Annotated in this window: 21 protein-coding genes and 1 tRNA gene; 1 reads left to right on the plus strand and 21 read right to left on the minus strand. The window is 52.8% G+C overall.

Annotation, left to right across the window (positions count from 1 at the left end; genetic code table 11):
* Nucleotides 1-9: 9 nt before the first annotated feature.
* From QZN53_RS06005 to QZN53_RS06030, 6 genes are all read right to left on the minus strand, one after another.
* Nucleotides 10-855: an ABC transporter permease gene (locus QZN53_RS06005; protein WP_072800040.1), complete on the minus strand. Its 846-nt coding sequence runs from the start codon at nucleotides 853-855 to the stop codon at nucleotides 10-12.
* Nucleotides 856-857: 2 nt separating this feature from the next.
* A complete protein-coding gene (locus tag QZN53_RS06010) occupies nucleotides 858-2,216 on the minus strand; it encodes an ABC transporter permease (RefSeq protein ID WP_233144185.1) in 1,359 nt (452 codons plus the stop codon).
* Nucleotides 2,217-2,251: 35 nt separating this feature from the next.
* A complete protein-coding gene (locus tag QZN53_RS06015) occupies nucleotides 2,252-4,075 on the minus strand; it encodes an ABC transporter substrate-binding protein (protein ID WP_163437966.1) in 1,824 nt (607 codons plus the stop codon).
* 296 nt (nucleotides 4,076-4,371) lie between these two features.
* Nucleotides 4,372-4,530 carry a hypothetical protein gene (locus QZN53_RS06020; protein ID WP_163437967.1) on the minus strand — a complete coding sequence of 53 codons (159 nt, stop codon included), beginning with the start codon at nucleotides 4,528-4,530 and terminating at the stop codon, nucleotides 4,372-4,374.
* 110 nt (nucleotides 4,531-4,640) lie between these two features.
* Nucleotides 4,641-6,047 carry a phosphopyruvate hydratase gene (eno, locus tag QZN53_RS06025; RefSeq protein WP_088626685.1) on the minus strand — a complete coding sequence of 469 codons (1,407 nt, stop codon included), beginning with the start codon at nucleotides 6,045-6,047 and terminating at the stop codon, nucleotides 4,641-4,643.
* A 127-nt stretch (nucleotides 6,048-6,174) separates the two neighbouring features.
* Nucleotides 6,175-7,494, minus strand: coding sequence for a GntR family transcriptional regulator (locus tag QZN53_RS06030; RefSeq protein WP_163437968.1), 1,320 nt, complete (start codon nucleotides 7,492-7,494; stop codon nucleotides 6,175-6,177).
* A 131-nt stretch (nucleotides 7,495-7,625) separates the two neighbouring features.
* On the opposite strand from QZN53_RS06030, the gene QZN53_RS06035 reads away from it, so the two are divergent.
* Complete coding sequence (locus tag QZN53_RS06035) at nucleotides 7,626-8,783, plus strand: glycoside hydrolase family 26 protein (RefSeq protein ID WP_163437969.1); 1,158 nt, start codon at nucleotides 7,626-7,628, stop codon at nucleotides 8,781-8,783.
* Nucleotides 8,784-8,869: 86 nt separating this feature from the next.
* Here the strand turns inward: QZN53_RS06035 and QZN53_RS06040 are convergent, their stop codons facing one another.
* The 15 genes from QZN53_RS06040 to QZN53_RS06110 form a co-directional block, all read right to left on the minus strand.
* Nucleotides 8,870-10,585, minus strand: a complete 1,716-nt coding sequence (locus tag QZN53_RS06040; RefSeq protein WP_294652071.1) for a glycosyl hydrolase family 8 — start codon at nucleotides 10,583-10,585, stop codon at nucleotides 8,870-8,872.
* Between the two features lie 181 nt (nucleotides 10,586-10,766).
* Nucleotides 10,767-11,447 (minus strand): hypothetical protein, encoded by a 681-nt coding sequence (locus QZN53_RS06045; protein ID WP_163437971.1) that lies wholly within the window; start codon nucleotides 11,445-11,447, stop codon nucleotides 10,767-10,769.
* A 164-nt stretch (nucleotides 11,448-11,611) separates the two neighbouring features.
* Nucleotides 11,612-12,088 (minus strand): 30S ribosomal protein S7, encoded by a 477-nt coding sequence (gene rpsG, locus QZN53_RS06050; protein WP_163437972.1) that lies wholly within the window; start codon nucleotides 12,086-12,088, stop codon nucleotides 11,612-11,614.
* Nucleotides 12,089-12,100: 12 nt separating this feature from the next.
* On the minus strand, nucleotides 12,101-12,490 hold the full coding sequence (rpsL, locus tag QZN53_RS06055; RefSeq protein WP_072980597.1) for a 30S ribosomal protein S12: 390 nt from the start codon (nucleotides 12,488-12,490) through the stop codon (nucleotides 12,101-12,103).
* A gap of 66 nt (nucleotides 12,491-12,556) precedes the next feature.
* Nucleotides 12,557-17,002 carry a DNA-directed RNA polymerase subunit beta' gene (gene rpoC, locus QZN53_RS06060; RefSeq protein ID WP_163437973.1) on the minus strand — a complete coding sequence of 1,482 codons (4,446 nt, stop codon included), beginning with the start codon at nucleotides 17,000-17,002 and terminating at the stop codon, nucleotides 12,557-12,559.
* A 1-nt stretch (nucleotide 17,003) separates the two neighbouring features.
* On the minus strand, nucleotides 17,004-21,275 hold the full coding sequence (gene rpoB / locus QZN53_RS06065) for a DNA-directed RNA polymerase subunit beta (protein WP_163437975.1): 4,272 nt from the start codon (nucleotides 21,273-21,275) through the stop codon (nucleotides 17,004-17,006).
* A 131-nt stretch (nucleotides 21,276-21,406) separates the two neighbouring features.
* The gene (gene rplL, locus QZN53_RS06070; RefSeq protein ID WP_072980602.1) at nucleotides 21,407-21,778 is read right to left on the minus strand and encodes a 50S ribosomal protein L7/L12; all 372 of its coding nucleotides are present in this window, start codon (nucleotides 21,776-21,778) and stop codon (nucleotides 21,407-21,409) included.
* 51 nt (nucleotides 21,779-21,829) lie between these two features.
* Nucleotides 21,830-22,366, minus strand: a complete 537-nt coding sequence (rplJ, locus tag QZN53_RS06075) for a 50S ribosomal protein L10 (RefSeq protein ID WP_072801177.1) — start codon at nucleotides 22,364-22,366, stop codon at nucleotides 21,830-21,832.
* A gap of 8 nt (nucleotides 22,367-22,374) precedes the next feature.
* Nucleotides 22,375-23,061 (minus strand): 50S ribosomal protein L1, encoded by a 687-nt coding sequence (rplA, locus tag QZN53_RS06080; protein WP_072801176.1) that lies wholly within the window; start codon nucleotides 23,059-23,061, stop codon nucleotides 22,375-22,377.
* Nucleotides 23,062-23,100: 39 nt separating this feature from the next.
* Nucleotides 23,101-23,526 (minus strand): 50S ribosomal protein L11, encoded by a 426-nt coding sequence (rplK, locus tag QZN53_RS06085; RefSeq protein WP_072801175.1) that lies wholly within the window; start codon nucleotides 23,524-23,526, stop codon nucleotides 23,101-23,103.
* Nucleotides 23,527-23,555: 29 nt separating this feature from the next.
* The gene (gene nusG, locus QZN53_RS06090; protein WP_073322889.1) at nucleotides 23,556-24,095 is read right to left on the minus strand and encodes a transcription termination/antitermination protein NusG; all 540 of its coding nucleotides are present in this window, start codon (nucleotides 24,093-24,095) and stop codon (nucleotides 23,556-23,558) included.
* 3 nt (nucleotides 24,096-24,098) lie between these two features.
* Nucleotides 24,099-24,287 carry a preprotein translocase subunit SecE gene (gene secE, locus QZN53_RS06095; RefSeq protein ID WP_072980610.1) on the minus strand — a complete coding sequence of 63 codons (189 nt, stop codon included), beginning with the start codon at nucleotides 24,285-24,287 and terminating at the stop codon, nucleotides 24,099-24,101.
* Nucleotides 24,288-24,306: 19 nt separating this feature from the next.
* Nucleotides 24,307-24,379, minus strand: a tRNA-Trp gene (locus QZN53_RS06100).
* 12 nt (nucleotides 24,380-24,391) lie between these two features.
* A complete protein-coding gene (gene rpmG / locus QZN53_RS06105; RefSeq protein ID WP_072801172.1) occupies nucleotides 24,392-24,544 on the minus strand; it encodes a 50S ribosomal protein L33 in 153 nt (50 codons plus the stop codon).
* A 12-nt stretch (nucleotides 24,545-24,556) separates the two neighbouring features.
* Nucleotides 24,557-24,655 (minus strand): hypothetical protein (locus QZN53_RS06110; RefSeq protein ID WP_163414374.1); only part of this gene is annotated, 99 nt, incomplete at its 5' end.

Genomic DNA, 24,655 nt, shown 5'->3' on the forward strand with positions numbered 1-24,655 from the left:
CGTTACCTCTTATTTGCGCAGACGCGGGTTAAAGACGCCTTCCATAGAAGTATTGATGAGGTAAAGGGCAAACACCGTAAGGGTCACCACGAGGGTCGCCGGAATGAAGGCAATCCAGATGGAGTCGGCAAGAGCGCCGTTGTCCTTTGCCTGGTTCAGGATGATACCGAGGCTAGTCGTATCGACAGGGCCAAGGCCGATCATGGAGATAGAAGCTTCGGAAAGAATGCCCGAACCCACCTGCATGATGAACACCATGAACACGTAAGAGAGCAAGTACGGAAGCACATGCTTGATCACGATCGTGAGCGTGGATGCACCGTTAATGCGAGCGAGGGCGATATGGTCGCGGCTACGCAGAGAAGATGCCTGGGCACGCACGGCACGAGCAGACCAGCTCCATGCGGTAAGACCGATGATGAGGCCGATCAAGGTGAGGGAACGACCATCCTTCACGGCAGAGCTGATGAGCACGAGAATCACGAACTGCGGAATCACGATGAAGAGGTTCGTGAACATGTTCAGCACTTCGTCAATCCATCCGCCGCGGAATCCGCCGAACAGACCGATAAGCACACCGATCGTGGTAGCGATGATGCCGGCCACAAAGCCCACATAGAGAGAGCTGCGCAGCCCTGCGATCAACAGGGACACATAGTCACGACCAAGGTGGTCAGTACCGAGCAAGTGTTCAGAAGAAGAACCTGCATACGGACCAGCGAGAATGTCACGGGCGTGAGTATCGACGCTGTAGAAGAGAGGTCCAAAAAGCGCGATCAGGAGCGTAAGCACGAAGATCGAGATACCGATGACGAACATCGGGGACTTGAGAAGGTTTCTTAAGAGTTTCAACATAATTACTTACCTCCCATTTGGAGACCGGCCTTCACGCGCGGATCGAACACGGCGATGAGCACGTCAACGGCGTAGTTGGCCACGAGCACGCAGGTCGAAATCATGAGCGTACAACCCTGAATCGTTGCGTAGTCGTTCTTCTGGATGGCGTTGAGCATAGCCATACCGAGGCCCGGATAAGAGAAGATCATTTCGGTAATGAGTGCGCCACCCACCATGGCACCCAGGGACTGGGCAAGACCAGTGAGCTGCGGGAGCATTGCGTTACGGAACACGTAGCTGATGATCTTGCCTTCGCGAAGACCGAGCCACTTGGCGTACTTCATGTAGTCAGTACCGAGTTCATAGATCGACATGGAGCGCATACCCGTTGCCTGACCCGAAAGAAGAATCGGGAAGCAGCTGAAGAACGGGAGGATGTAGTACCAAGCAACGCTCTTGATGCAAGTCCAGGAGAAGGTGAGTTCCGGAATGTCGGAGCTGTAAGCACCCATAGCCGGGAACCAGCCGAGCGTAATGGAGAACATGGCCACCAAGAGCATACCGAACACGAAGTACGGCACACCGTTCAAGAACATGGCGCAGGGGAAGAACACCTTGTCGAAGATGCCGCGCTTGTAAGCAGCGAAAGCACCGAGCAAGTTACCGATAATCCAGCCGAGCAAAATGGTCGGAGCCTGGATGAGGAGCGTCCACGGGAGGGACTTCTTGATCACGTTGGTCACCGGTTCGTTGTTCTGGTAAGAGAGACCGAGGTCACCCTTGAACACGTTGGCAATGTAACGGAGGAACTGGGAGAATGCGGAAGAAAGCTTCGGGTCGGTCTTGAGCACGACTTCGTCCACCATCACGGTGTCCTGGCGTTCGGCCTGAACCTGTTCCATCACGGCAACCTGTTCGACCTTAGCGACCTTCTTCTTGCCCTTCTTTTCCATGACCGGCTTGCCCTTGGCATCGAGAACCGGCTTTTCTTCGAAGACCGGCTTGCCTTCGGCGTCAACCTTCTGGCGATCCACCATCTTCGGGGTGCCATCTTCGTTGACTTCCTTCACGGTCACGAGTACCGGATTGCCAGCGTCGTCAAGCTTGGGAACCTTGCGGGTAACCATCTGACCATTTTCGTCAACTTCCGGTTCATAAATCACGTTGCCCTGATCGTCGAGTTCGGCCATACCGAAGGACACCAGGAGTTCGGCTTTCTTCTTCTGAGCTTCAGTCGGAGAAAGACCCTTACCGGCCTGACCCATGATAATGTCAACCGGGTTATTATCGCCAAGACGCGGCAAGGCGAAGTTCAATGCCACTGCAAAAACGAAGGTCAGGAGATACCAGAACCCCTTCTGCAGGACATAGCGTAGCATAGGATATTGTTTAAGCATTTGTATTCCTTTAACCTTTATTTAGCAAGCTTTAAGTTCCAGAGGATCTTGGTGCCCGAAGCCACCCACGGCAGCTGAGCCGGAGCGTACGGGTTTTCGGCGGTGGGCCAGTTCGTCCACACGCGGTCGCTGAATTCGTAGAACTGTTCAGGCAGGTAAACCAGCGGAATAGAGGGCTGGTCTTCCATGAAGATCTTGTTGAGTTCGCGGTAAGCCTTTGCGATTTCCACGGAGTCCGTCATCAGAGGAATAGCGGAAAGGAGCTGGTCCACTTCGGGGCGGAAGCCTTCGGTACCCGGCTGGTTGTAACGACCGATGTTCACACCGGCCCAGGCGCCAAGCGGCTGCCAGTCGCGGCTTGCCATGATTTCGTTGAAGCGGCTCCACGGAAGAGACGGAGTCACGTCAGCAACAGGCTTGTGCATCACGAGGTCAAAGTTGCCAAGACCCATAGCCGGCCAGTAAGAACCGCCGTCCACGAAGCCTTCGCGAATATCGATACCGGCCTTGCGCATACCTTCGACAGCGATAGTCACCATGGCTTCCCAGTCAGTCCAGCCGTTCGGGCTAGTGATGTAGAGAGTCGGGAGCTTTTCGCCCTTGGCATTTTCCATATGGTCCAAGGTACCGTCGTCGTTGAACACGGACTTGAAGCCAGCTTCGGAAAGAATCTGCTTCACGGCGGCGAGGCGTTCGGCTTCGTCGCTGATGCCGAGGTTCACGCCATACTTGTCGAGGTCTTCGTCGACAATGTACTTGCCTTCGAGGTCCGTCGGCATAATAAGTCCGGCCTTCAGGGTAGAGGTGTAGTTGGAAACAGCGAACTGGCGCAGAGCGTTGTAGTCGATGGCGGTAGCCAAGGCACGACGGAAGCGCTTGTCGTTCAAGGGTTCCTTAAGGGTGTTGATCACGAGCATGGGCATTGCACCCGGACGGAAGTAAGGCGGTTCGTTCCACCAGGTGTGGACGCCGGCCGAAGCCTTACGTGCAATACGCGGAATGAAGCTCTGGGAGGCATCGAGGTTGCCTTCACGCATAGCAATCGTGTTGTGTTCGTTGTTCTTGTAAATCGGGTGAACAATGAACTTCGGAGCCGGGAGCTTTCCGTCATGAAGGGCGGCATTGCCCCAGTAGTCGTCGCGGCGTTCAAGAATAATCTTGTTCGGGTCGGCACTACGCAGGTTGTACGGACCGGAAACGACCGGGTTCTGATCCATCGGGAGCTTCTTCGTTTCGTCGAGGCCCTTTTCCTTGATCAGCGGTTCAAACACGTGAGATGGAGCGATACGCGTTGCCTGCAACATGTCGCGCACGGTCAACGGGTTGTTACGCTTGTCTTTAGCAACCATGAACGAAAGACGTTCGGTAATGACGCCATCGGCACCCTTCAGGGAGTCGATATGGATTGCAGAAATCTGTTCGGTAGAGTTGATGGAACCGCGCAGGAACATGAAGGTCACGTCCACGGAGGTCACCGGCTTGCCATCGCTCCACTTGGCGGCGGGGTTCAAGTCCACAACGATAGAGTCGTTATTGGAGAGTTCCTCAACCAAGGTACCCAGAAGGGGTTCAATCTTACCATTCAGGGAGTTGTACGTGATGAGCGGTTCATACATCAGGTTGAAACGTCCGCCCACCGGCCAGGAAGCCATCCAGCTTTCGGCTAGCGGGTTAAAGGAACCCGGAGCGTCGTTCTGCTGGCCCGACAAGTATAGCGTCTGTTGACGGGGAAGCGCTCCACCCAGATCACCTTCCGAAGAAGCGTCGCCGCAACCCGAAAGGAGTGCACCGGATGCCGAGAGCGCGAGCGCCGTCCTGGCAATCGATTTAAGTCCAATCATGTGTGTCCTCTTTTATGAGCTGTAATAAGCTTTATGTGAAAAAATTCAATCGTAATATAGATTTAAAAGAATTGTTTGTTCCCGCGATTTTCAAAAATAGTGTTTACAATCGTGCTTTTAAGCGCAAGGCGGCAGTCCTTGCGGCCGTAGTTGTTTATAGAAGTTTACACACACCATGTGCAAATCCATTTTTTATCTTGTTTTGTACAAATTAAACACTATTACATACAAAAGAAAAACCGCCCCGGTTGTTAACCAGGAACGGTTTCTCTTAGTAACTCTAATGGTTTAGAAAATTACTTGGCCTTCTTGCAGCACTTCTTGCAAGCGGCCTTCTTAGCAGGGGCCTTGCAAGCCTTGCGCGGGTCACCGGCGTACACGGCAGCAAAACACAAGAGTGCAAAGCCCCGATATATGATTGCACTAGCAAAAGTATGCGGGGCTTTGCCGACCATTCCGAGCAGGAGTTAACCAACCTGCCCTCCATGGTCGCAGCAAGGCTGCCGTGTACAAAAGAAGCGCCCTCATAAAGGGCGCTTCTTTTTGTAATTCTATTAGTCAGAAATTACTTCTTGCAGCACTTCTTGCAAGCGGCCTTCTTAGCAGGGGCCTTGCAAGCCTTGCGCGGGTCACCGGCGTACACGGCAGCCTTGCCGAGTTCTTCTTCGATGCGGAGGAGGCGGTTGTACTTGCAAACGCGGTCCGTACGGGAGAGAGAACCGGTCTTGATCTGGCCAGCGGCGGTACCGACGGCGAGGTCAGCAATGAAGGTGTCTTCGGTTTCGCCAGAGCGGTGAGAAACGATCGGAGCATAGCCTTCGTTCTGAGCGCGCTTGATAGCAGCGAGAGTTTCGGACACAGAACCCACCTGGTTCACCTTGATGAGGATAGCGTTGGCGATGCCAGCCTTGATGCCTTCGTCGAAGATGGTCGGGTTGGTAACGAACAGGTCGTCACCCACGAGGTTGATCTTGCCACCGAGCTTGTCGGTCATGACCTTCCAGCCAGCCCAGTCAGCTTCATCGAGACCGTCTTCAATGGAGAAGATGGAGTACTTGTCGATGAGCTTTTCGTAGAGCTTCACCATGTCGGCAGACTTGACAGTCTTCTTGGTGCTCTTCTTGAAGGTGTAGGTTTCCGGCTTGCCAGCCTTGGTGTTCTTGTCGCAGAATTCAGAGGAAGCAACGTCAAGAGCAATCTTGATGTCAGTGCCGAACTTGTAACCGGCATTGGTGGTTGCAGCCTTGAGGGCGTCGAGAGCCTTTTCGAGGGTCATCACGCCAGTGATTTCGTAACCGAACTTGTTCTTAGCCGGCTTGATAGAAACGCCAGGAGCGAAGCCACCTTCGTCACCAACGGTGGTGTCGAAGCCGGCCTTCTTCAGCACAGCCTTGAGGGCGTGGAAGATTTCGGTGACCATCTGGAGGCCCTTGGAGAAAGTCTTAGCGCCAACCGGAGCGATCATGAATTCCTGGAAGTCGATCGGAGCGGAGGAGTGAGCACCGCCGTTAATCACGTTGCACATCGGGCAGGGGAGCGTGAGCTTCTTGGTGCCATGGAGCTTGGCAATGTACTGGTAAAGCGGAAGGCCAGCGTCCTTAGCAGCAGCAACGCAAACAGCCATGGAAACGCCGAGGATAGCGTTTGCACCGAGCTTGTTCTTGAGCATGCGGTTGCCGTCGAGAGCGATCATGGCGTCGTCAACTTCAGTCTGCTTGGACGGATCCATGCCGATGATCTTCTTGGCGATCTTGGTGTTCACGTTCTTCACAGCAGTGAGCGTGCCCTTACCGCAGTAAGTCTTCTTATCACCGTCGCGGAGTTCGCAAGCTTCGCGTTCGCCGGTGGAAGCGCCGCTCGGAACAGCAGCGTGACCAACGATACCGTTGTCAAGAGTAACATCGACTTCGAGAGACGGATTGCCACGGGAATCCAGGATCTGACGAGCCCAAACTTTAGCGATTTTAGCCATTTTATTAACCTTCTGTTAAAGTGAAAAAATTTTTGTGCCTTAAATATAAAAAAGTGGTTACTGATTAATGGTTAGTGGTTAGAAAAAATGTGAAGATTTAGTGATTAATGGTTGGCAGAAAAAACCGTCATTTTTCCACGACATGCCCCGAAAGTTCCCTAAAATCGTCTTTTTTATACAAAGTAACTCCAGGGGATACCAAGTGAAACACGGACTGCTCGGCAAGGGCATCGAGGCTGAACTCGAAGGAATCCAGGCGGTTGCGGTAACTGTCGTTAGAATTGTCAAACGATACCATGTAAGGCGGGCGCTTGAGCTTGCCCTGCTCCACAAGCGACAAAATTTCCACCCCTGCCCTATCGTTAGACACGACCCACGCATCTACAGGCGGAATCGCTTTCACCAGCTTAAGCAAAATACGGCTGAAAAGTTCGTACGCCCCCTTCTCCTGCATAAAATCAAAATGGCTCGCATGGCTCGCATCGGTTGCCTCGATTACATCGAGCCCCACCTTCTTGAGTCCTTTCAGGCGGTCCCTTGACCACATGCTCATGTGGTAAGGCGAAATAAAGGCGACACGTTCCATTCCCTTTTCTTTCAAGAAATGTCCCACCGCGCGTCCCGGAAAATCGCCAAAGGCCAAATTGAAGAACGCGTAGCGCTTTTCTTTTTTCAATGCGCGGGGAATGTCGTACAGCGGGTGTTCCCACCACACCGAAATCGGGAACCGCGTGCAGGCAAGCAGGGCAAAGAGTTTGCTTATGTTGAACACCAGCATGGTCGAAACGACGGCACCGAAGTATTCGCCGCAGTCCTCCAGCCTGACCCGGTTTCCGGCGGCATCTAGAAAAAGCCCCTCTTTTTCATAATATCCGAGCGCCTTGACTTTAAGTTTGTTGCGGCGCGCCTCGGCGTACACCTTCTGCATGAACGTCAGTTCACGTTCGCCAAGCCCGTTAAAATCCCCGTTCGGATTGCAACGCATAATCAAGAGGATTTCCTTCAAGTTGACCGCAGACGACCTTGTATTCTTGAAGTAGTAACGCCCGCGGCCCTTGCGGTCGAGCACTCCCCTTTCACGCAGCATTTCAAGGGTACGGCTCATGGAGCCTGACGTGGTCCTGTAAACTAAGCACAAGTCCTTGATCGACGGCAGCGTACTGTCTACCGAAATCTTGCCGGATTTCCAGTCTTCTAAAAGCAGGCGCTCCAGGCGTTCGGTCTCATGTTCGCCTGCGTCTACCACGATTTCGGGCTTTTGGCCCCAAAAGTAACCATTACCATGCTCTCCGTAGATTTTCCCTTGTTCTACCAAGCGCTTGTACGCCTGGAAAACCGTAAAGGTCGAGGCATGCAATGACGCAGCCACCTTGCGCACAGATGGAAGCCTTGCGCCGTCCTTGAATCCGGACGATTCTATCCACTTGCAAAATTCATCGACAGTCATGGAGCCTCCGTTATAACACTAGATACACTTTAATATAAATATAAACAATTAAATCGTATTTCACAAAATCCCGAACATATCTTTAAAACGTAAAACAACATCACCGGCGTTTAACGCCAATCGGGGTTTATATGAACAAGAAATTATTCCTCTCTATGTGTGTCGCACCTGTCGCGGCCATGGCATTCCAGGTCGGCGCATGGGTCGGTGGCCCGGGTCAGTATCCGCAGCCCACGCAGCAGAACGTGCAGGCGTTCCAGGATTTGCAGGGCACGCATCTCGACCTGATCAGCTACTTTGCACTTTTCGACATCAACGACTGGAACGCAACCGAAGAATACGCCAACGTCGCCAAGGAAAACGGCTCCACACTGGTGATCACTTGGATGGCTAACGGATACGGTGCCCAAGACTTGGTCGACGGCAGAGCCGACGAATACATCCGCGATTACGCCAAGGGCGTCAAGAATTACGGTGAAGAAATCTGGCTCAGGCCCCTCCACGAAGCAAACGGCGACTGGTACGACTGGGGCGTGGGTAAAGAAGGTGCCGGCAACACCGACGCAAACGTGGCCGAAGCATTCCGCCACATCGTGAAAATCTTCCGCGAAGAAAAAGTCGAAAACGTCAAGTGGGTCTGGACCACTAACGCCTCGAACGCAGGAAAGGGTTCCACGCTTACCGGCAACTACCCCGGCGACGAATACGTCGACTACATCTCCATCGACGGCTACAACTGGGGCAAATGCCAGAGCTGGTCCAGCTGGCAGACTTTCACGCAGGTATTCAAGAAGGCCTACAACGCTCTCGCGAATATCGACAAGCCACTCTTCATCGCCGAAATTTCGAGCTCCGAACTCGGCGGCAACAAGGCCGAATGGATTACCGACATGTTCGAGCATTTTGCCACGGACTTCTCCCGCGTTTTCGCGGTGATGTGGTTCAGCCAGAGCAAAGAAGCCAACGAAGGCGACTGGGCGCTCAACACCTCGCAGGCCGCCGTTGACGCCTGGAAGGCCGGCATCGCGAAGATGAAAGCAGCAGACCCCGACGGCGGCAACACGGGCATCAAGCCTACCGGGAGGGCCGCCGGTAGCTCCTTTCGCCTGCAAGACGGCAAACTCTACATGCAAACCGACAAAGCATTAAAGGCAAGCGTCGTGCAGTTCGACTACCAGGGCCGCATTTTGTGGCAGAGCGCCGTACAGCACTTCACCCCGGGCGTACACGCTATCGACGCACCCGAGGCAAATACACGGAGCATTTACAAACTTTCTATTAAACAATAATCATCACTCCAACCCAAACAACCAAAAAATCCCGGAAGGTTTTCCTTCCGGGACTTTTTATATACAAGCCTTAAATAGAAGCTTTACTATTTCACGACCTTGTATGCCTTGTTGCCGACAATGACAAGCATCGGGCCCGTTTTGGCGAGGCGGACTTCCTGGGTCGAAGTTGCAGTCTTCGATGCAGTCAGCACGCGACCGTTGAGATCAGTGACCGTATACTTGGTTCCAGCCGGAGCGTTTTCGATAACGATTGCGCTGTTGGTGGACCACACGCGAACATTATTGTTCAAGGCAACCGTTGCGCCAATTGCAATCGTAGAATCCGGGTTGGTAACGGTGGAATCAGGGTTGGTAACAGTAGAATCATTACCCGGGCCAGTCTGGGCGGCAGCCTTGATGGTCGCCTTGTAGAGCTTGCAACCTTCGAAGTAATCGATCTTGTCGCCGTCGTTATAGGTCACGCCATTGATTTCGGTTTCGTTAATGGTCTTTTCTTCAGATTCGACATTCGGCTTCGGCTTCCAAATCTTGAAGGTGCCGCTCAAATGGAGCATGGCAAGGTAATGCACCAGGCCGTCGTAGTAGCGGTACTGACCGGTCATGAACTTAGTATCCCATGCCAATTCCAGGTTTTTCTTGACGGCGGCATCGTACTTGGAATCATTAATCAAAGCCATGGCTGCAACTGCATTTGCACCAGCTTCGCCCTGCGTATACTGTTCCTGCGGATTAGAGCCATCCCAGTTAAAGCGGGCGTGCTTGTAGCCATCCTTTTCAAAGAAATCGATAATGCGGCGGGCCATTTCTTCTTGACGAGCAGAATCAACACCGAACAGGTAGTAGTCCATACCGAAGTTCATGGCACAGCGCATGGCATCGTACATGTACTGTTCTGCATGGGCATTGTAGCTCACACCGTGCGGAGTACCGTCAAAGTTGTTGTAATCGCTGAACAAACCAGACTTGGTGTTGGAAGACTTGTACAAGTGATCGCGGGTTGCCTTCGCTGCCTTGCTCCACTTGTCCTGATTGGAGGTGGACCAGCGGGCGAAAAGATCAACGTATGCCGGCAAGTCGTAAGACGGGTCGGAGAAGTTATTTTCGTTGCCCTGCGGCTGGAACGTGATAACGTAATGTTGTGGGTTGAAAAGGCTATGCTGACCGTTGTCCCACATCTTCTTCAAGATGTACTGGGCATCGTCCATGTACTTGCTGTCATTCCAGCGGTTCGCTGCAAAGAGGAGCGACATCATAAAATACATTTCGCCGTCCGGAGCGCAGTTGTCGTCACCGCCGGAACCGCTTTCGTTGCGCTGCCAAGCGAAGTAGCCATCCCAGCCACCGCCCTTGTGCCACATGTGATTTTTGGCCCAGTTCCAGAGCTTGTCGAATTCTTCTTTGTGGCCGGTCTGCACGGCAATCATCATTCCATAAGACATGCCTTCAGAACGGACGTCTCTGTTGTTCACGTCGAGAATGTAAGCTTCGTTGCCCTTGTCGTAATAGACCTTGGAGTTGTTGTCGCCCTTAAAGTAATGATTCCAAAGGGCATCCATCTTTTCCTGAATTTCTGCATCGGTCTTACCCAAGATTGTCTTGAACGGGCTTTCGTAATTACCCGTGTAATAAGCGCCGGAATAGTTCTTTTCTTTATCGCAGTCCGGGCCGTAGTAGGCTCCGTTTTCATCAAAGAAGGTTCCCGCGTAGGTTTCTGCAGCCATCGATGTGGTGGTCGCGAATGCGCCAAGGCAAGCGGCAGATGCCAAAATGCCGGCAAAGGATTTCAGGTGTTTTTTCATTTTCACTCCCATAAGTGTTTTGTTTTTACCCTTTACTGCAAAGATAAATCCCGCTGTATACAAAAGCAATAAAAGTCCAACTATTTGCGTTGTTCGGTTTTAAACGCCTAATTACGCAAAATTTCGGCATTTTTGTGTTAAAATTTTAGTCTACAATTGCATTAAAGCAAGGTGAGTGTGCCTACGTATGTGTTCCAGTGAATCCAAACTGTACAAACGCTCCGAAGCGGAATGCCTTATTCGTCAACCGGACATTGGCGCCCACGTCAAGATAGTACACGTCACCCGTTCTACTTTTACTATAAATGAACTTGACGCCCGCCGCTTCCGAGAAGCCGAATTCCCAGGGTTTTCCAAGGCTCGTATCATAAATCAGGTAATCTACAATATGATGCGTTTCGAACAATCCGATACTAGCGTCTTCTGTCAAGGGGTAGTAAGTATTGCCGAACAAGAGATAACCCAGCCAAGTTCCAAGGTCACCACCCCCTTCTATGGAGGCAAAACAGATGAAAAAACCTAATATACCTTCATCGGAAATCTTCCACCCTTCATTCCACTCGTCAAAATCGATATCCGCGGCAATCAAGGGCAATCCAATAAGAGCCTTTTTCTTTATAGAAAAAATACGCAACCCAAAAAGTTGCATCCTCAATACGGTCGGCCCTGCATAGGCGATCTCTGCCGTAAACCCATACGGCATATATTCAGGCGTCTTGTTGTCATCGCAGCTAGGGCAATAATCCTGCAAAATGGGGCCGTCCACTTCGGCTGGCTGCGCAAAGGCATGCACCGCAGACACTGCAGTGAAAAGAAATACGAACAAATTAAATTTTCCTAACCGACCCATAAAAGTTCCCATCACAACAAATTCACCCTAAAAGTAATTCCTTTTCTCCGGGAAAGGCCTCCCCCAGCCCAATCCTTTGATAAACGGGAAAAACGCAACGATAAACGGCACAAAAAAGAAAAGCTCCGCTTTTAAGCGGAGCCTTCCTCTAGGATAATTCTGTGCTAATGCAAGAATTAGAAACGGAAATGGGCGAAAGCCTTGTTGGCTTCGGCCATCTTGTGCGTGTCGTTCTTCTTGCGGACAGCGTTGCCTTCACCGTTCTTGGCGGCAACGAGTTCTGCAGCAAGGCGGTCAGCCATGTTGGCTTCGTTGCGGCTACGGGCAGCGTCGAGCAACCAACGGAGAGCGAGAGCCTTGGCGCGGTCCGGAGCAACTTCCATCGGAACCTGGTAGTTTGCACCACCGATACGGCGGGACTTCACTTCGAGACGCGGCTTGATGTTTTCGAGGCAGATTTCGAACTTTTCAAGCGGGGATTCCGGGCCTTCGAGCTTCTGGCCGAGGGTTTCGAGAGCGGTATAGACGATCTGTTCAGCGATGGTCTTCTTGCCCTGCTTCAGCACGACACCGACGAGTTCGGTAACGAGCGTGGACTTGTAACGCGGATCCGGGAGGATGGAGCGATGGAGAGCCTTTCTTCTTCTAGACATATTCTACCTTCCTTACTTCTTGGCCGGAGCGGCACCTTTCTTCTTAACACCGTACTTGGAGCGGCCGTTCTGACGACCGTTCACAGCCTGGGTATCCAAGGTACCACGGATGATGTGGTAACGAACACCGGGGACGTCCTTCACACGACCACCGCGGATGAGCACGATGGAGTGTTCCTGGAGGTTGTGGCCTTCACCAGGAATGTATGCGGTCACTTCCATCTTGTTGGAAAGACGCACACGGGCAATCTTACGAAGAGCAGAGTTCGGCTTCTTCGGGGTGCTGGTGTACACGCGGGTGCAAACGCCGCGCTTCTGGGGGCAGGACTTCAAGGCCACGGAAGCGGTCTTGTTGCTGATCTGTTCACGTCCGTTACGGACGAGCTGTTGAATAGTTGGCACTGTTAATCTCCTAGATTTTGGAGTGCAAATATAGTTTCTTTTCCAATTTTTTTCAAGTATCTCGGGTTAATTATCCGAATCTTCCTCGTCATTGATACCGATTTCGTTATCCAGCATCTGGATGGCGCTATCGTCGGATTCGGTGTAATCGCCCTGGATACCCATAGGCCGAGCCGCGGCATCCAGTTCGGCATCGGCATCCACCACCTGGACGTTCCTCAGGTGGCGTGCGCCAGTACCGCACGGAATAAGACGACCCATAATCACGTTTTCCTTAAGACCCAGGAGCGGGTCAACGCTACCTTCGATGGAAGCGCGGGTAAGGATCTTGGTGGTCTCCTGGAACGAGCAGGCAGAAATGAAGCTGTCTGTCGCCAAGGATGCCTTCGTGATACCAAGGAGCATCGGCGTGAAGGTCGCCGGAGTCTTGCCGAGTGCGACCAAGCGGTCGTTCTCTGCGCGGAGACGGGCCTTGGAAATTTCTTCGCCCGGAAGCAGTTCGGAGTCTCCGGAATCCTTGACCTTCACCTTACGCATCATCTGGCGGACGATACATTCGATGTGCTTATCTGCGATAGCCACACCCTGCAAGCGGTACACCGCCTGGATTTCGTTCACCAAGTGACGCTGGACCTCTTCAGGACCGAGGACGTCGAGGATATCGTGGGGATCCACGCTGCCTTCACTGATCTTCTGACCAATGTGGACACGGTCACCTTCGTTGACCGCCAGATGGACGCCGCGGGGAACCAGCACTTTCTCTTCCTGGTCATCCATCTTAATATAAACTACCTGGTTGTTGCGAACTTCTTCGATCTTTTCGACGAGACCGTCAATCGGAGCGATGAATGCCTTGTTCTTCGGAACGCGAGCTTCGAAGAGTTCGGCCACGCGCGGAAGACCACCCGTAATATCGCGGGTCTTACCGGCAGCGCGCGGAAGTTTTGCAACAGTCTGACCGATGGTCACCATGTCGCCAGCCTTAACGGTAAGGATAGCGCCGTCCGGAAGCATGTAGTTACCGATCTTCGTGTTAGAAGAATCAACGATGGTAACTGCCGGGTGGAGGTCCTTCTTGCCGTGCTGCTTGTCGCTAATCACGGTCCAGGTTTCCACGCCCGTCACTTCGTCAGTTTCGGAACGGTAGGTGCGGTTTTCAACCATGTCCGTAAGAACAACCTTACCAGAAACGTTACTGATAATCGGGCTGTTATACGGATCCCATTCGAACATTACCTGGCCAGCAGTAACTGCGGCGCCGTTTTCGACATGGAGGATAGAGCCGTACGGAATCTGGTAACGACCCTTGTTGATGCCGGTCTTGTCAAAGATAACGAGTTCAGCCATGCGGCTGGTAACGACCTTCTGGCCTTCGTGTTCGACAGTTTCAACCTGTTCGAGTTCGATGTGGCCGTCGACGGTTGCCTTCTTGTCACTTTCAACAGTAAGACGAGAAGAAGCACCACCGATGTGGAAGGTACGGAGGGTAAGCTGCGTACCCGGTTCGCCGATGGACTGTGCAGCGAGCACGCCAACAGCTTCGCCCAGGTCAACCGGGCGACCGGATGCAAGCATACGGCCATAGCACTTGGAGCAGACACCATTGCGGGAATCGCAGGTAAGCACGGAACGCATCTTGATGTGTTCGAGACCCGTAGCGGAGATCTTCGGGAGGTCGCGTTCGGTCACGAGTTCGCCGGCCTTGACGATCACTTCGCCAGTCACCGGGTGCTTGATGTCGTCCACCGGTGCACGACCGAGGAGACGTTCTTCAAGAGCAATCACGGTATCGTCGCCGTCCTTGAACGCGGACACTTCGATGCCGTTCGTGGTACCGCAGTCTTCTTCGGTAATCACGAGGTCCTGGCCCACGTCCACGAGACGACGGGTAAGGTAACCAGCGTCAGCCGTCTTAAGAGCGGTATCTGCCAAACCCTTACGAGCACCGTGAGACGAGATGAAGTATTCCATCACGTTCAAGCCTTCACGGAAGCAAGACTTAATCGGGTTTTCAATAACTTCCTGACCACCGAGCTGCTTGATCGGCTTCTGCATCAAACCACGCATACCGGACAGCTGCTTAATCTGTTCACGGCTACCACGAGCGCCGGAGTCGGCCATCATGTAAACCGGGTTGAAGCCGTCGCGGTCGCTGGAGAGCAAGTCCCACTGCTTAGCAGCAACTTCGGACGTGGTCTTGGACCACACGTCAATGGTCTGGTTATAACGTTCACCGTCGGTAATCACACCGTCTTCATAAAGGCCGCGGATGCGGGAAACCTGTTCGGCAGCCTTGTCGAGCATTTCCTGCTTTTCCTTCGGGATCACCATTTCGGCGATAGCCACAGAAGAACCGGCGCGAGTTGCCCACTTGTAACCGTTAGCCTTCAAGTCATCCAGGTAATCCACGGTCACGCGGTTACCGGTACGGCGGTACAGGTCGTCAATGGACTTGGCGATCACCTTCTTGCCGAAGGTTTCGTTGGCGTAGCCAAGTTCCTTCGGAACGAATTCGTTGAAGATGATACGACCGACGGTCGTCTTGATAACATTGTCTTCCTTAAGAGTAAGGAACTTAATCTTTTCACCGGCCTTCACAGCCTGTTCGATGTTGCCGTTATCGTCGGCAGCTTCGCGGAGGCACACGGCATCCTTTTCGAGGGCGCCCATGTAAATCTTCTTGCCGGCCTTGAGCTTCAAGTAAACGATTGCGTTCAGGTCAACAACACCGTTTTCGTAAGCGCGCACGGCTTCGGCAGAGTCGAAGAAGTGCATGCCTTCACCCTTACGAGCCGGACGCGGCTTGGTCAGATAGTACAGACCGAGCACGATGTCCTGGCCCGGCACAGCGATCGGCTGACCGGAAGCCGGGTGAAGAATGTTGTTGGAAGAAAGCATGAGCACGCGGCATTCGAGCTGCGTTTCGAAAGACAGCGGAAGGTGGCATGCCATCTGGTCACCGTCGAAGTCTGCGTTAAATGCAGTACAGACGAGCGGGTGGAGGCGGATTGCGTTACCTTCGATCAGGCGCGGATAGAAGGCCTGAATACCCAGACGGTGAAGCGTCGGAGCACGGTTCAGCATCACCGGGTGGTCTTCGATAATTTCTTCGAGGATGTCCCAAACTTCCGGACGTTCGGCGTCCACATACTTCTTAGCGGACTTGAGGGTATAAACGATACCTTCTTCTTCCAAGCGGTGGATAATGAACGGCTTGTAAAGTTCGAGAGCCATGCGCTTCGGGAGACCGCACTGATGCATGCGGAGTTCCGGGCCCACCACGATCACGGAACGACCGGAGTAGTCCACGCGCTTACCGAGCAAGTTCATACGGAAGCGGCCCTGCTTACCCTTCAAGAGTTCGGCGAGGCTCTTCATCGGACGTGCAGAACCCGTACGGGCAGTGCGACGGCCGCTGTCGAACAGCTGGTCAACGGCTTCCTGCAACATACGCTTTTCGTTGCAGAGAATCACGTTCGGTGCACGGAGGTCAATCAACTTCTTCAAACGGTTGTTACGGTTGATGACGCGGCGATAAAGTTCGTTCAAGTCAGACGTTGCGAAACGGCCGCCTTCGAGCGGAACGAGCGGACGAAGATCAGGCGGAATCACCGGAAGCACGTCGAGGATCATCCAAGACGGCTGGTTTGCAAGAAGACGAGCTTCGCTCGGGTACATCTTGCGGAATTCTTCGTAAGCGTCGGCCACGACAAAGTTGTCGTGCTTGGCTTCGTAGTTAGCCTTGAATTCGGCAACGGCTTCGGCGAGACCACGGAGCCAGGGCTGCTGGCTGTCGGCCTTCATGGCCTTGACCGGATCTTCGTAGTAGCCGCGGAAGCTTTCGCGCTGAGACTTGAGGAAGGAATCCACGACCTTGAGGCGCTTGAGAGCATCTTCCTGCTTGGTCTTGGACTTGGACATAGCCTGAGTGCGGAGTTCTGCAGAAAGGGCGGTGAGGTCAACGCGGTCAAGCAGCTGCTTGATGGCGGAAGCACCCATCTTGGCGTCGAAAGTACGGCCTTCGTTGGTGAGGTCCTGATACTGGGCTTCATCGATCAAGGCATTCGGTTCGAGGTCGGCGTCACCCGGATCAATCACAACATACTTTTCGTAGTAGATGATGTTGTCGAGATCCTTGGTGGAAAGGTTCAACAGAGCGCCAATGACGCACGGCTGGTTACGGACGAACCAAGTGTGAGTCAGAGGAATAGCAAGTTCAATGTGGCCCATGTACTTACGGCGCACGTTGGAGTGAGTCACTTCCACGCCGCAACGGTCGCAAACGACACCCTTGTAACGGATACGCTTGAACTTACCGCAGTTACATTCCCAGTTCTTCACCGGTCCAAAAATCTTTTCACAGAAAAGACCATCCTTTTCAGGCTTGAAGGAACGGTAGTTGATGGTTTCGGGCTTGGTCACTTCACCATGGGACCAGCTACGGATCATTTCCGGAGCGGCGAGGTGAATCGAAATATCGCCAGAATTGTCGCGTTCAATTTCTTCGACCATATTACTTATCTCCATTGGTCTGAATATTGAGACCCAAAGAACGAACTTCGCGGATCATAACGTTGAAGGATTCAGGAACACCCGGCTTCGGAGTGTTCTGACCGTGCACGATAGCGTCGTACACCTTAGAACGGCCCTGCACGTCGTCAGACTTGACGGTGAGGAGTTCCTGCAGCGTGTAAGCGGCACCGTAAGCTTCCATAGCCCACACTTCCATTTCACCGAAGCGCTGGCCACCGAACTGGCTCTTACCGCCAAGAGGCTGCTGCGTCACGAGCGCGTAGCTACCGATAGAACGGGCGTGGATCTTGTCGTCCACCAAGTGACCGAGCTTCAGGTAGTACATGTAACCGATAGTAACCGGGTTCAAGAATGCTTCACCGGTACGGCCATCATAGAGCTTTGCCTTACCGATAATCTTGTTATTGTCCGGATCCATTTCGTAGTTCACGATCGGGTTCTTCTGGTAAGCCTTTTCGAGTTCCTTGCAGATGTCTTCGAACTTGGCACCGTCGAACACCGGAGTGGAAACCTTGAAACCGAGGGTCTTGGCAGCCCAGCCCAAGTGGACTTCGAGCACCTGACCGATGTTCATACGAGAAGGCACGCCCAGCGGGTTCAGAAGAATCTGGAGCGGACGACCGTCTTCGGTGAACGGCATGTCTTCAACAGGCACGATCTTGGAGACCACACCCTTGTTACCGTGACGACCTGCCATCTTGTCACCGATAGAGAGGCAACGCTTCTTGGCGATGTAGACCTTCACGCTCTTGAGGACACCCGGCTTGAGTTCGTCACCCTTAGTGACCTTGTCGATTTCCTTTTCCATGGTACGGGTAAGCGTATCCAGGTTGTCGCGTGCAACGAGCACGAGCGAAAGAACCTTTTCCTGGAGTTCGTCGTCGCCCACCACGAAAGTGGAAGCCGGAGAAACCTTCGTCACGTCGATGACGGAGAGGTTCTGTTCAGTATAAGTCTGGCCTTCGCGGATAAGGAGTTCATGGGTTTCGTTGTCCATGACCTTACCGGCAGCCTTGCCGCCCAAGAGTTCGAACAAGTGTTCGGAGCAAGAAGCCTTGATCTTGTCGATCTGAGCCTGGAAGTTGGAACGGATTTCGTTGATCGTTTCCTGATCCTTTTCCTTGCTGTTCTTGTCGGCCTTGTCCTTCTTGCTGAAGATACGGGTTTCGAGCACGACACCCTTCATTCCCGGAGGAGCCTTCAGAGAAGAATCGCGCACGTCGCCGGCCTTTTCGCCGAAGATAGCGCGGAGCAAACGTTCTTCCGGAGAGAGTTCGGTTTCGCCCTTCGGCGTCACCTTACCGACGAGGATATCGTCAGCAGAAACTTCGGCACCCACGCGGATCACGCCGTTTTCGTCGAGGTTGCGGAGAGCATCTTCGCCGACGTTCGGAATTTCACGAGTGAGTTCTTCCGGACCGCGCTTGGTGTCGCGGACTTCCAATTCGTATTCTTCGATATGGATAGAAGTAAAGGTATCCTTGATGGCGAGTTCTTCCGAAATGATAACGGCGTCTTCGTAGTTGTAACCGTTCCAGGGGAGGAAGCCGATCAAGATGTTCTTACCGAGAGCCAGTTCGCCGTGGTCGGTAGACACACCGTCAGCGAGCACATCGCCAGCCTTGACGAAGTCGCCCACATCCACGATAGGCTTCTGGTTGATGCAGGAATCCTGGTTGGAACGTTCGAACTTGCGGAGAACGTAGTTGTCAATCGGATCCTTGCCGAGGAATTCGTAGTCTTCGCCGAGACCGGTGAGCGGCACGAAGTTGCCGTCGACCATGTTGCCACGCTGCACGGTGATGTTGCGAGCGTCAACGAAGGTCACCTTACCGTCGTGCTTGGCGCGGACGACCGTACCCGAATCGAGAGCGGCGCGGCGTTCGAGACCCGTACCCACAACCGGAGCTTCGGCGCGGAGCAGAGGTACCGCCTGGCGCTGCATGTTAGAACCCATCAATGCACGGTTAGCGTCATCGTGTTCAAGGAACGGGATAAGACCAGCAGCCACAGACACGATCTGCATCGGGGCCACGTCCATGAGGTCAATGCGTTCGGTTTCGGTGTCGTCGAGGGCGAAGCTGTCCTGGCGCATGAGGTGCGGATATTCGCTCTTGTCGCGAACGATCACGTAGCCGTCCATGTCACCCTTGAAGCGGTTGTCTTCGGTGAGTTCGGTAGAAGCCGGAGCCACCTTGAATGCATCTTCTTCGTCGGCGGTGAGGAAGGTGATGTAGTCGGAAACGATCTGTTCAACCACAGTGCCCACCTGTTCGTAGTCGGCCTTGCCGTTGAAGTCATCAACGGTGAAACCGTTACGGTAGTAAGTCACGTTGCCTTCGGCATCCTTGAACGCAAACACCTTGTTCACGAAACCTTCGAAGAGGTCGCGCTGCTTGATGTCGAGGTTCATGCGCACGGAATCGATCTGCTTCTTGGAAAGTTCGAGTTCCAGGAAGAGGTGCGGGTCATGCACGAAAGCCTTGAAGATACCGAAGTGCCACTTGGCTTCCGGAATCTTCACAATGTTGCCCTTGGCATCCTTGAAGTCAATGAGACCCACGATACGGTACGGGGTTTCAATGAAGCCGAAGTGGTTCACCACGGCGAAAGATGCGAGGGAGTTGATAAGACCGATGTTCGGGCCTTCCGGAGTTTCGATCGGGCAGAGACGGCCGTAGTGCGTGTAGTGCACGTCACGGACTTCGAAGCCTGCGCGTTCGCGGGAAAGACCACCAGGACCAAGAGCAGAGAGACGACGCTTGTGAGTCAATTCAGAAAGCGGGTTCATCTGGTCCATGAACTGGGAAAGCTGAGAAGAACCGAAGAAGGACTGCACCGTGGAGCTGACCATACGAGTATTCACGAGGTCGCGCGGAGTGGTCTGTTCGTCTTCGCCGTGGAGGTTCAGGTTCTCGCGGATGACGCGAGACATACGAGAGAGACCCACGGAAATCTGGTTAGCAAGGAGTTCGCCCACGGAACGGGTACGACGGTTGCCCAAGTGGTCGATATCGTCGAGGGTGTAACCTTCGGTATCGCTGTAGAGGCCAACCATGTATTCGATGATAGCAAGGAAGTCGGCCTTGCTCATGGTCATCGTGGTGAGAGACGGAATCTTGAATTCGTCGCCCTGTTCTTCGAGGACCTTCAAGATTTCGGGCTTGCTGTAAATCTTAGCGTTCAAGCGATAACGGCCAACTTCGCCGAGATCGTACTTGTGCGGATCGGAAATGAACTGGCTGTCGAAGTAAAGTTCGGCAGTGCGCATATCCGGAGCTTCGTCCTGCTGCTGGTGAGTCACGGAGTAGATAGCCTTAAGGGCGTCTTCGCGAGACTTGGACTTGTCGGCAGCGAGGGTGTAGTGGATGAGGAGGTTGTCTTCGTCCTTGGAGAGGAGCACAACCGTTTCCACCTTATTTTCGATGAGGCACTCGAGCTTCTTTTCGTCGATCACGTCGTTAGCGTGGACGATCACTTCGCCGGAATCCTTGTCGATCACGTCTTCGAAAATGATGCGGTCGATGAGAACGCAAACGCCATTTTCGTCAAATTCCTTGGAGAGGTCGCTAACAGAAACTTCTTCGGTCTTCTTGTAGAAGAGCTTCAAGATTTCCTGAGTCGTTTCGAAACCGATGCAGCGGAGCATGGTCGTAGCGGCGAGCTTCTTCTTACGGTCGATGATGAGGTAAAGGGTGTCGCCTTCGGTATTGAATTCAACCCAAGCGCCGCGGTGCGGAATAATACGGCTCTTATAGTCGGAACGGCCGCTCGGCTGGAGTTCTTCGTCAAAGCTAATACCGTAGGAACGGTGCAACTGGGAAACGACAACACGTTCAGCGCCATTGACGATGAACGTACCGTTTTCAGTCATGATCGGGAGTTCGCAAATAAGGACGTCGTTCTTGACTTCTTCCTTGAGCTTGCGGTCTTCGCCATCTTCTTCAAAAATCTGGAGAGAAAGAGTGGCGTAAAGCTCCATGGAATACGTGAGACCACGCTCACGGCATTCGGGGATGCTGTACTTCGGGATACCGAAATAATAACCTTCATAATTAAGGGAATAAAGACCCTTGACGTCAGTGATCGGGAAAATATCCTGGAACACGCGTTCCAGCCCTACCTTGAGACGTTTTTCTGGCGAGATTTCCTTCTGGAGGAATTGCTCGTACGAAGCCTTCTGGACTTCGATCAGGTACGGGAGTTCCAGCTGGAACTTATTGGAGGAATAGCTTTTTCGCTCCGTGGTCATTTGAAATACCTCATCCGGTGAAGAGCTTTTTTATCTAAAAATAGCAAAAAATAGTGACAAACATTATACACCAAAAGCCCGCACATATAGTGCAGGCAGTTGGCATATAATAAGTCAATGAAGTGAAAGCATTACTTCAGAGCGACCTTTGCTCCGAGATCTTCCAAGTCCTTCTTGAGCTTTTCAGCGTCGGCCTTCGGCATTGCTTCCTTGACCACGCTGTTGGCCTTTTCGACCAGGTCCTTAGCTTCCTTGAGGCCCAGACCGGTGATAGCGCGAACGGCCTTGAGGACGTCCATCTTCTTAGCGCCGCATTCGACGAGGATCACGTCGAATTCAGTCTTTTCTTCAGCAGGAGCGGCAGCAGCGGCGGCCATTACGACGGCGCCACCGGCAGCAGCTTCGATGCCGTGGGTTTCTTTAAGGTAGTCAGCCAAAGCCTTGGCTTCGAGAAGGGTAAGACCAACGATTTGATCGCCCAGTGCCTTGATATCAGTTGCCATGATGTGTTTCTCCGATTATTCCGTTTAAATTTTTTGGTTTGTGGTTTGTTGTTAAGCTTCCGCAGCGGCTTCAGGAGCAGCTTCGGAGCCCGATTCTTTTTCCAGCTTTTCCTGGAGCGTCTTGATTTGACCGGCGATCGTGGAGCCAGGTCCGAGAGCGATGGAGACGATCTGAGCGATCATACCCTTACGATCCGGGATCTTGGAGAGGTTCACGACTTCGGAGCCAGGCATCGCCTTGCCATCAAGGTACACGCTCTTGGCAACCAAGAAATCGGGGTTTGCTTTGTGGAATGCTTCAATTTCGCGAGCAGGCAGAAGCGGATCTTCTTCGAAGCCGACCATCACAGAAGTTGCGCCGGTCAGCAAATCGTCGAGACCTTCGACCTTAAGAGCAGCGAGCACGCGCTTGAGAAGAGTGTTCTTCACAGCGTGGTACTTCACACCCTTAGATGCGAGTGCCTTGCGAAGGGCATTGTCCTTTTCTACGGTCATGCCTTGATAATTGAGCAGATAGACGGCGGTAGCGCCATTGAAGGACTCGACGAGCGAATCCACGGTCTGTTGTTTTTTAACTACAGCTTTCATGGTATCTCCTATCGCGTCAGTGCCATATCAAGTTTGATGCCCGGAGCCATCGTTGCAGACAACGTAAGGCTCTTAATGTAGGTGCCCTTAGAAGATTGAGGCTTGTTCTTGACGACGGAATCGATCACAGCCTTGGTGTTTTCAACCAGCTGTTCGACGCCGAAGGAGAGCTTGCCTACGGGGGCATGGACGTTGGCGCCCTTGTCAACGCGGTACTGAATCTTACCAGCCTTGAGTTCCTTAACCGTCTGGGCCACGTTAACCGTAACCGTGCCGGCCTTCGGAGAAGGCATCAAACCGCGAGGACCGAGGACCTTAGCGACCTTACTAATCACCGGCATCATGTCGGGAGTAGCAACGACGGAATCAAAGTCCAGCCAGCCTTCCTGAATCTTCTGAACCAAGTCAGCACCACCAGCGTAGTCTGCGCCTGCGTTCTTTGCAACTTCAAGATTATTGTCCTTGCAGAAAACCAAGACGCGGACCTGACGACCGGTACCATGCGGCAGCACAACAGTGCCACGAACCACTTGGTCGGAATGTTTTGGGTCCACACCGAGATTGAAGTGGATTTCGACCGTCTGGTCGAACTTCAATTCGGACTTTTTAAGGATTTGGACTGCTTCAGCAAGATCATAAGCCTTGTTACGATCGATGCTTTCAGCAATCTTCTTGTATTTTTTTCCTCTGAACATGGTGTTTCCTGTCAGATACGTAACGGTGAATTACCTGCCTCAGTCAACCACTTCAACGCCCATGGAGCGAGCAGTACCCGCGACCATGCGCATAGCGGCTTCGAGGTCGATTGTGTTTAGATCCGGCATCTTCTTTTGGGCGATATCCTGGACCTGGGCCTTGGTGAGCTTACCAACTTTCTTACGGTTGGGTTCGCCAGAGCCGCTTTCAATGCCGGCAGCCTTCTTGATGAGGGCCGGAACCGGCGATACCTTCGTGATGAAGGTAAAGCTCTTATCGGCATAGACCGTGATAACGACCGGGATAATCATGCCCTTGTCGTTCTGGGTCTTAGCGTTGAACTGCTTGCAGAATTCCATGATGTTCACACCCTTCTGACCAAGGGCGGGACCCACCGGAGGAGCCGGGTTTGCGGCGCCTGCAGGAATCTGGAGCTTAATATAACCTGTGATTTTCTTTGCCACTGTGTTATCTCCGTTTCAAAACCGTAGTCTTAAGCGATGTCGGACTCAACCTGGTTGTAGGAAAGTTCGACAGGCGTAGAACGACCGAAGACGGTGACCATGACCTTGATCTTGGTCTTGTCTTCCATGATTTCGTCTACGACGCCCACAAAGTCCTTGAAAGGACCTTCCTTGATGCGGACATTTTCGCCAATTGTGTACGGATTTTGGATCTCGCCTTCCGCGGAGCCACTAGGATCAACTCCAAGAAGACGATCGACCTCGCTCTGTTGTAAAGGAATAGCCACCCTCTTGGTGGGTGTCATTCCTAAGAAATGGGTGACGCCATTAATGTTCATCACCAAATGCTGGGTGAGCTCGTCCAGCACCATTTCGATGAAAACGTAAGTGGGCATTGCGTTCTGCACCGATACATGACGACGACCGCGAACGGTGGAAACCACTTCGCGGGTCGGAACAATGATACGGCCGAACTTTTCCTGAACGCCTTCGCGTTCAATCATCTGCTCGATACGTTTCTTAATGTTATTTTCTTGACCGGAAAAGGTGTGAATGGCATACCAAAGCATACATTAACCTCTTCCCATAATCTTGTCAATGATCCAAGAGAAACCAACGTCGAGTCCGGCAATGTACAGACCCATAATGACGCTGAAAAGCATCACTACCAAAGTCGAACCCTTAAGTTCTTCCCAAGTAGGCCAAGTAACTTTCTTCAGTTCCTCGATGGATTCCTTGACATATTGCTGGATCTTGCGCATAATGACTCCAGGAAGTGAGCAGGTCGGGAGGGACTCGAACCCCCAACCAACGGTTTTGGAGACCGTGACTCTACCAATTGAGCTACCGACCTATTCGGACTTCCTTACTTGGTTTCCTTGTGAACAGTATGCTTGCGGCAGAACGGGCAGTACTTCTTGTACTCCACGCGGGAGGGGTGAAGACGCTTGTTCTTGTCGCAGTCATAGTTGCGCTGATTGCATTCGGTGCATTCGAGCGTGATGAGTTCTCTGGGCATTTTATTATCCGATTACTTGATGATTTCGGTTACGGAGCCAGCGCCAACGGTACGGCCACCTTCGCGGATTGCGAAGCGGAGCTGCTTTTCCATTGCCACCGGGGCGATCAG

The organism is uncultured Fibrobacter sp. (genome assembly GCF_900316465.1).
Lineage (GTDB): Bacteria > Fibrobacterota > Fibrobacteria > Fibrobacterales > Fibrobacteraceae > Fibrobacter.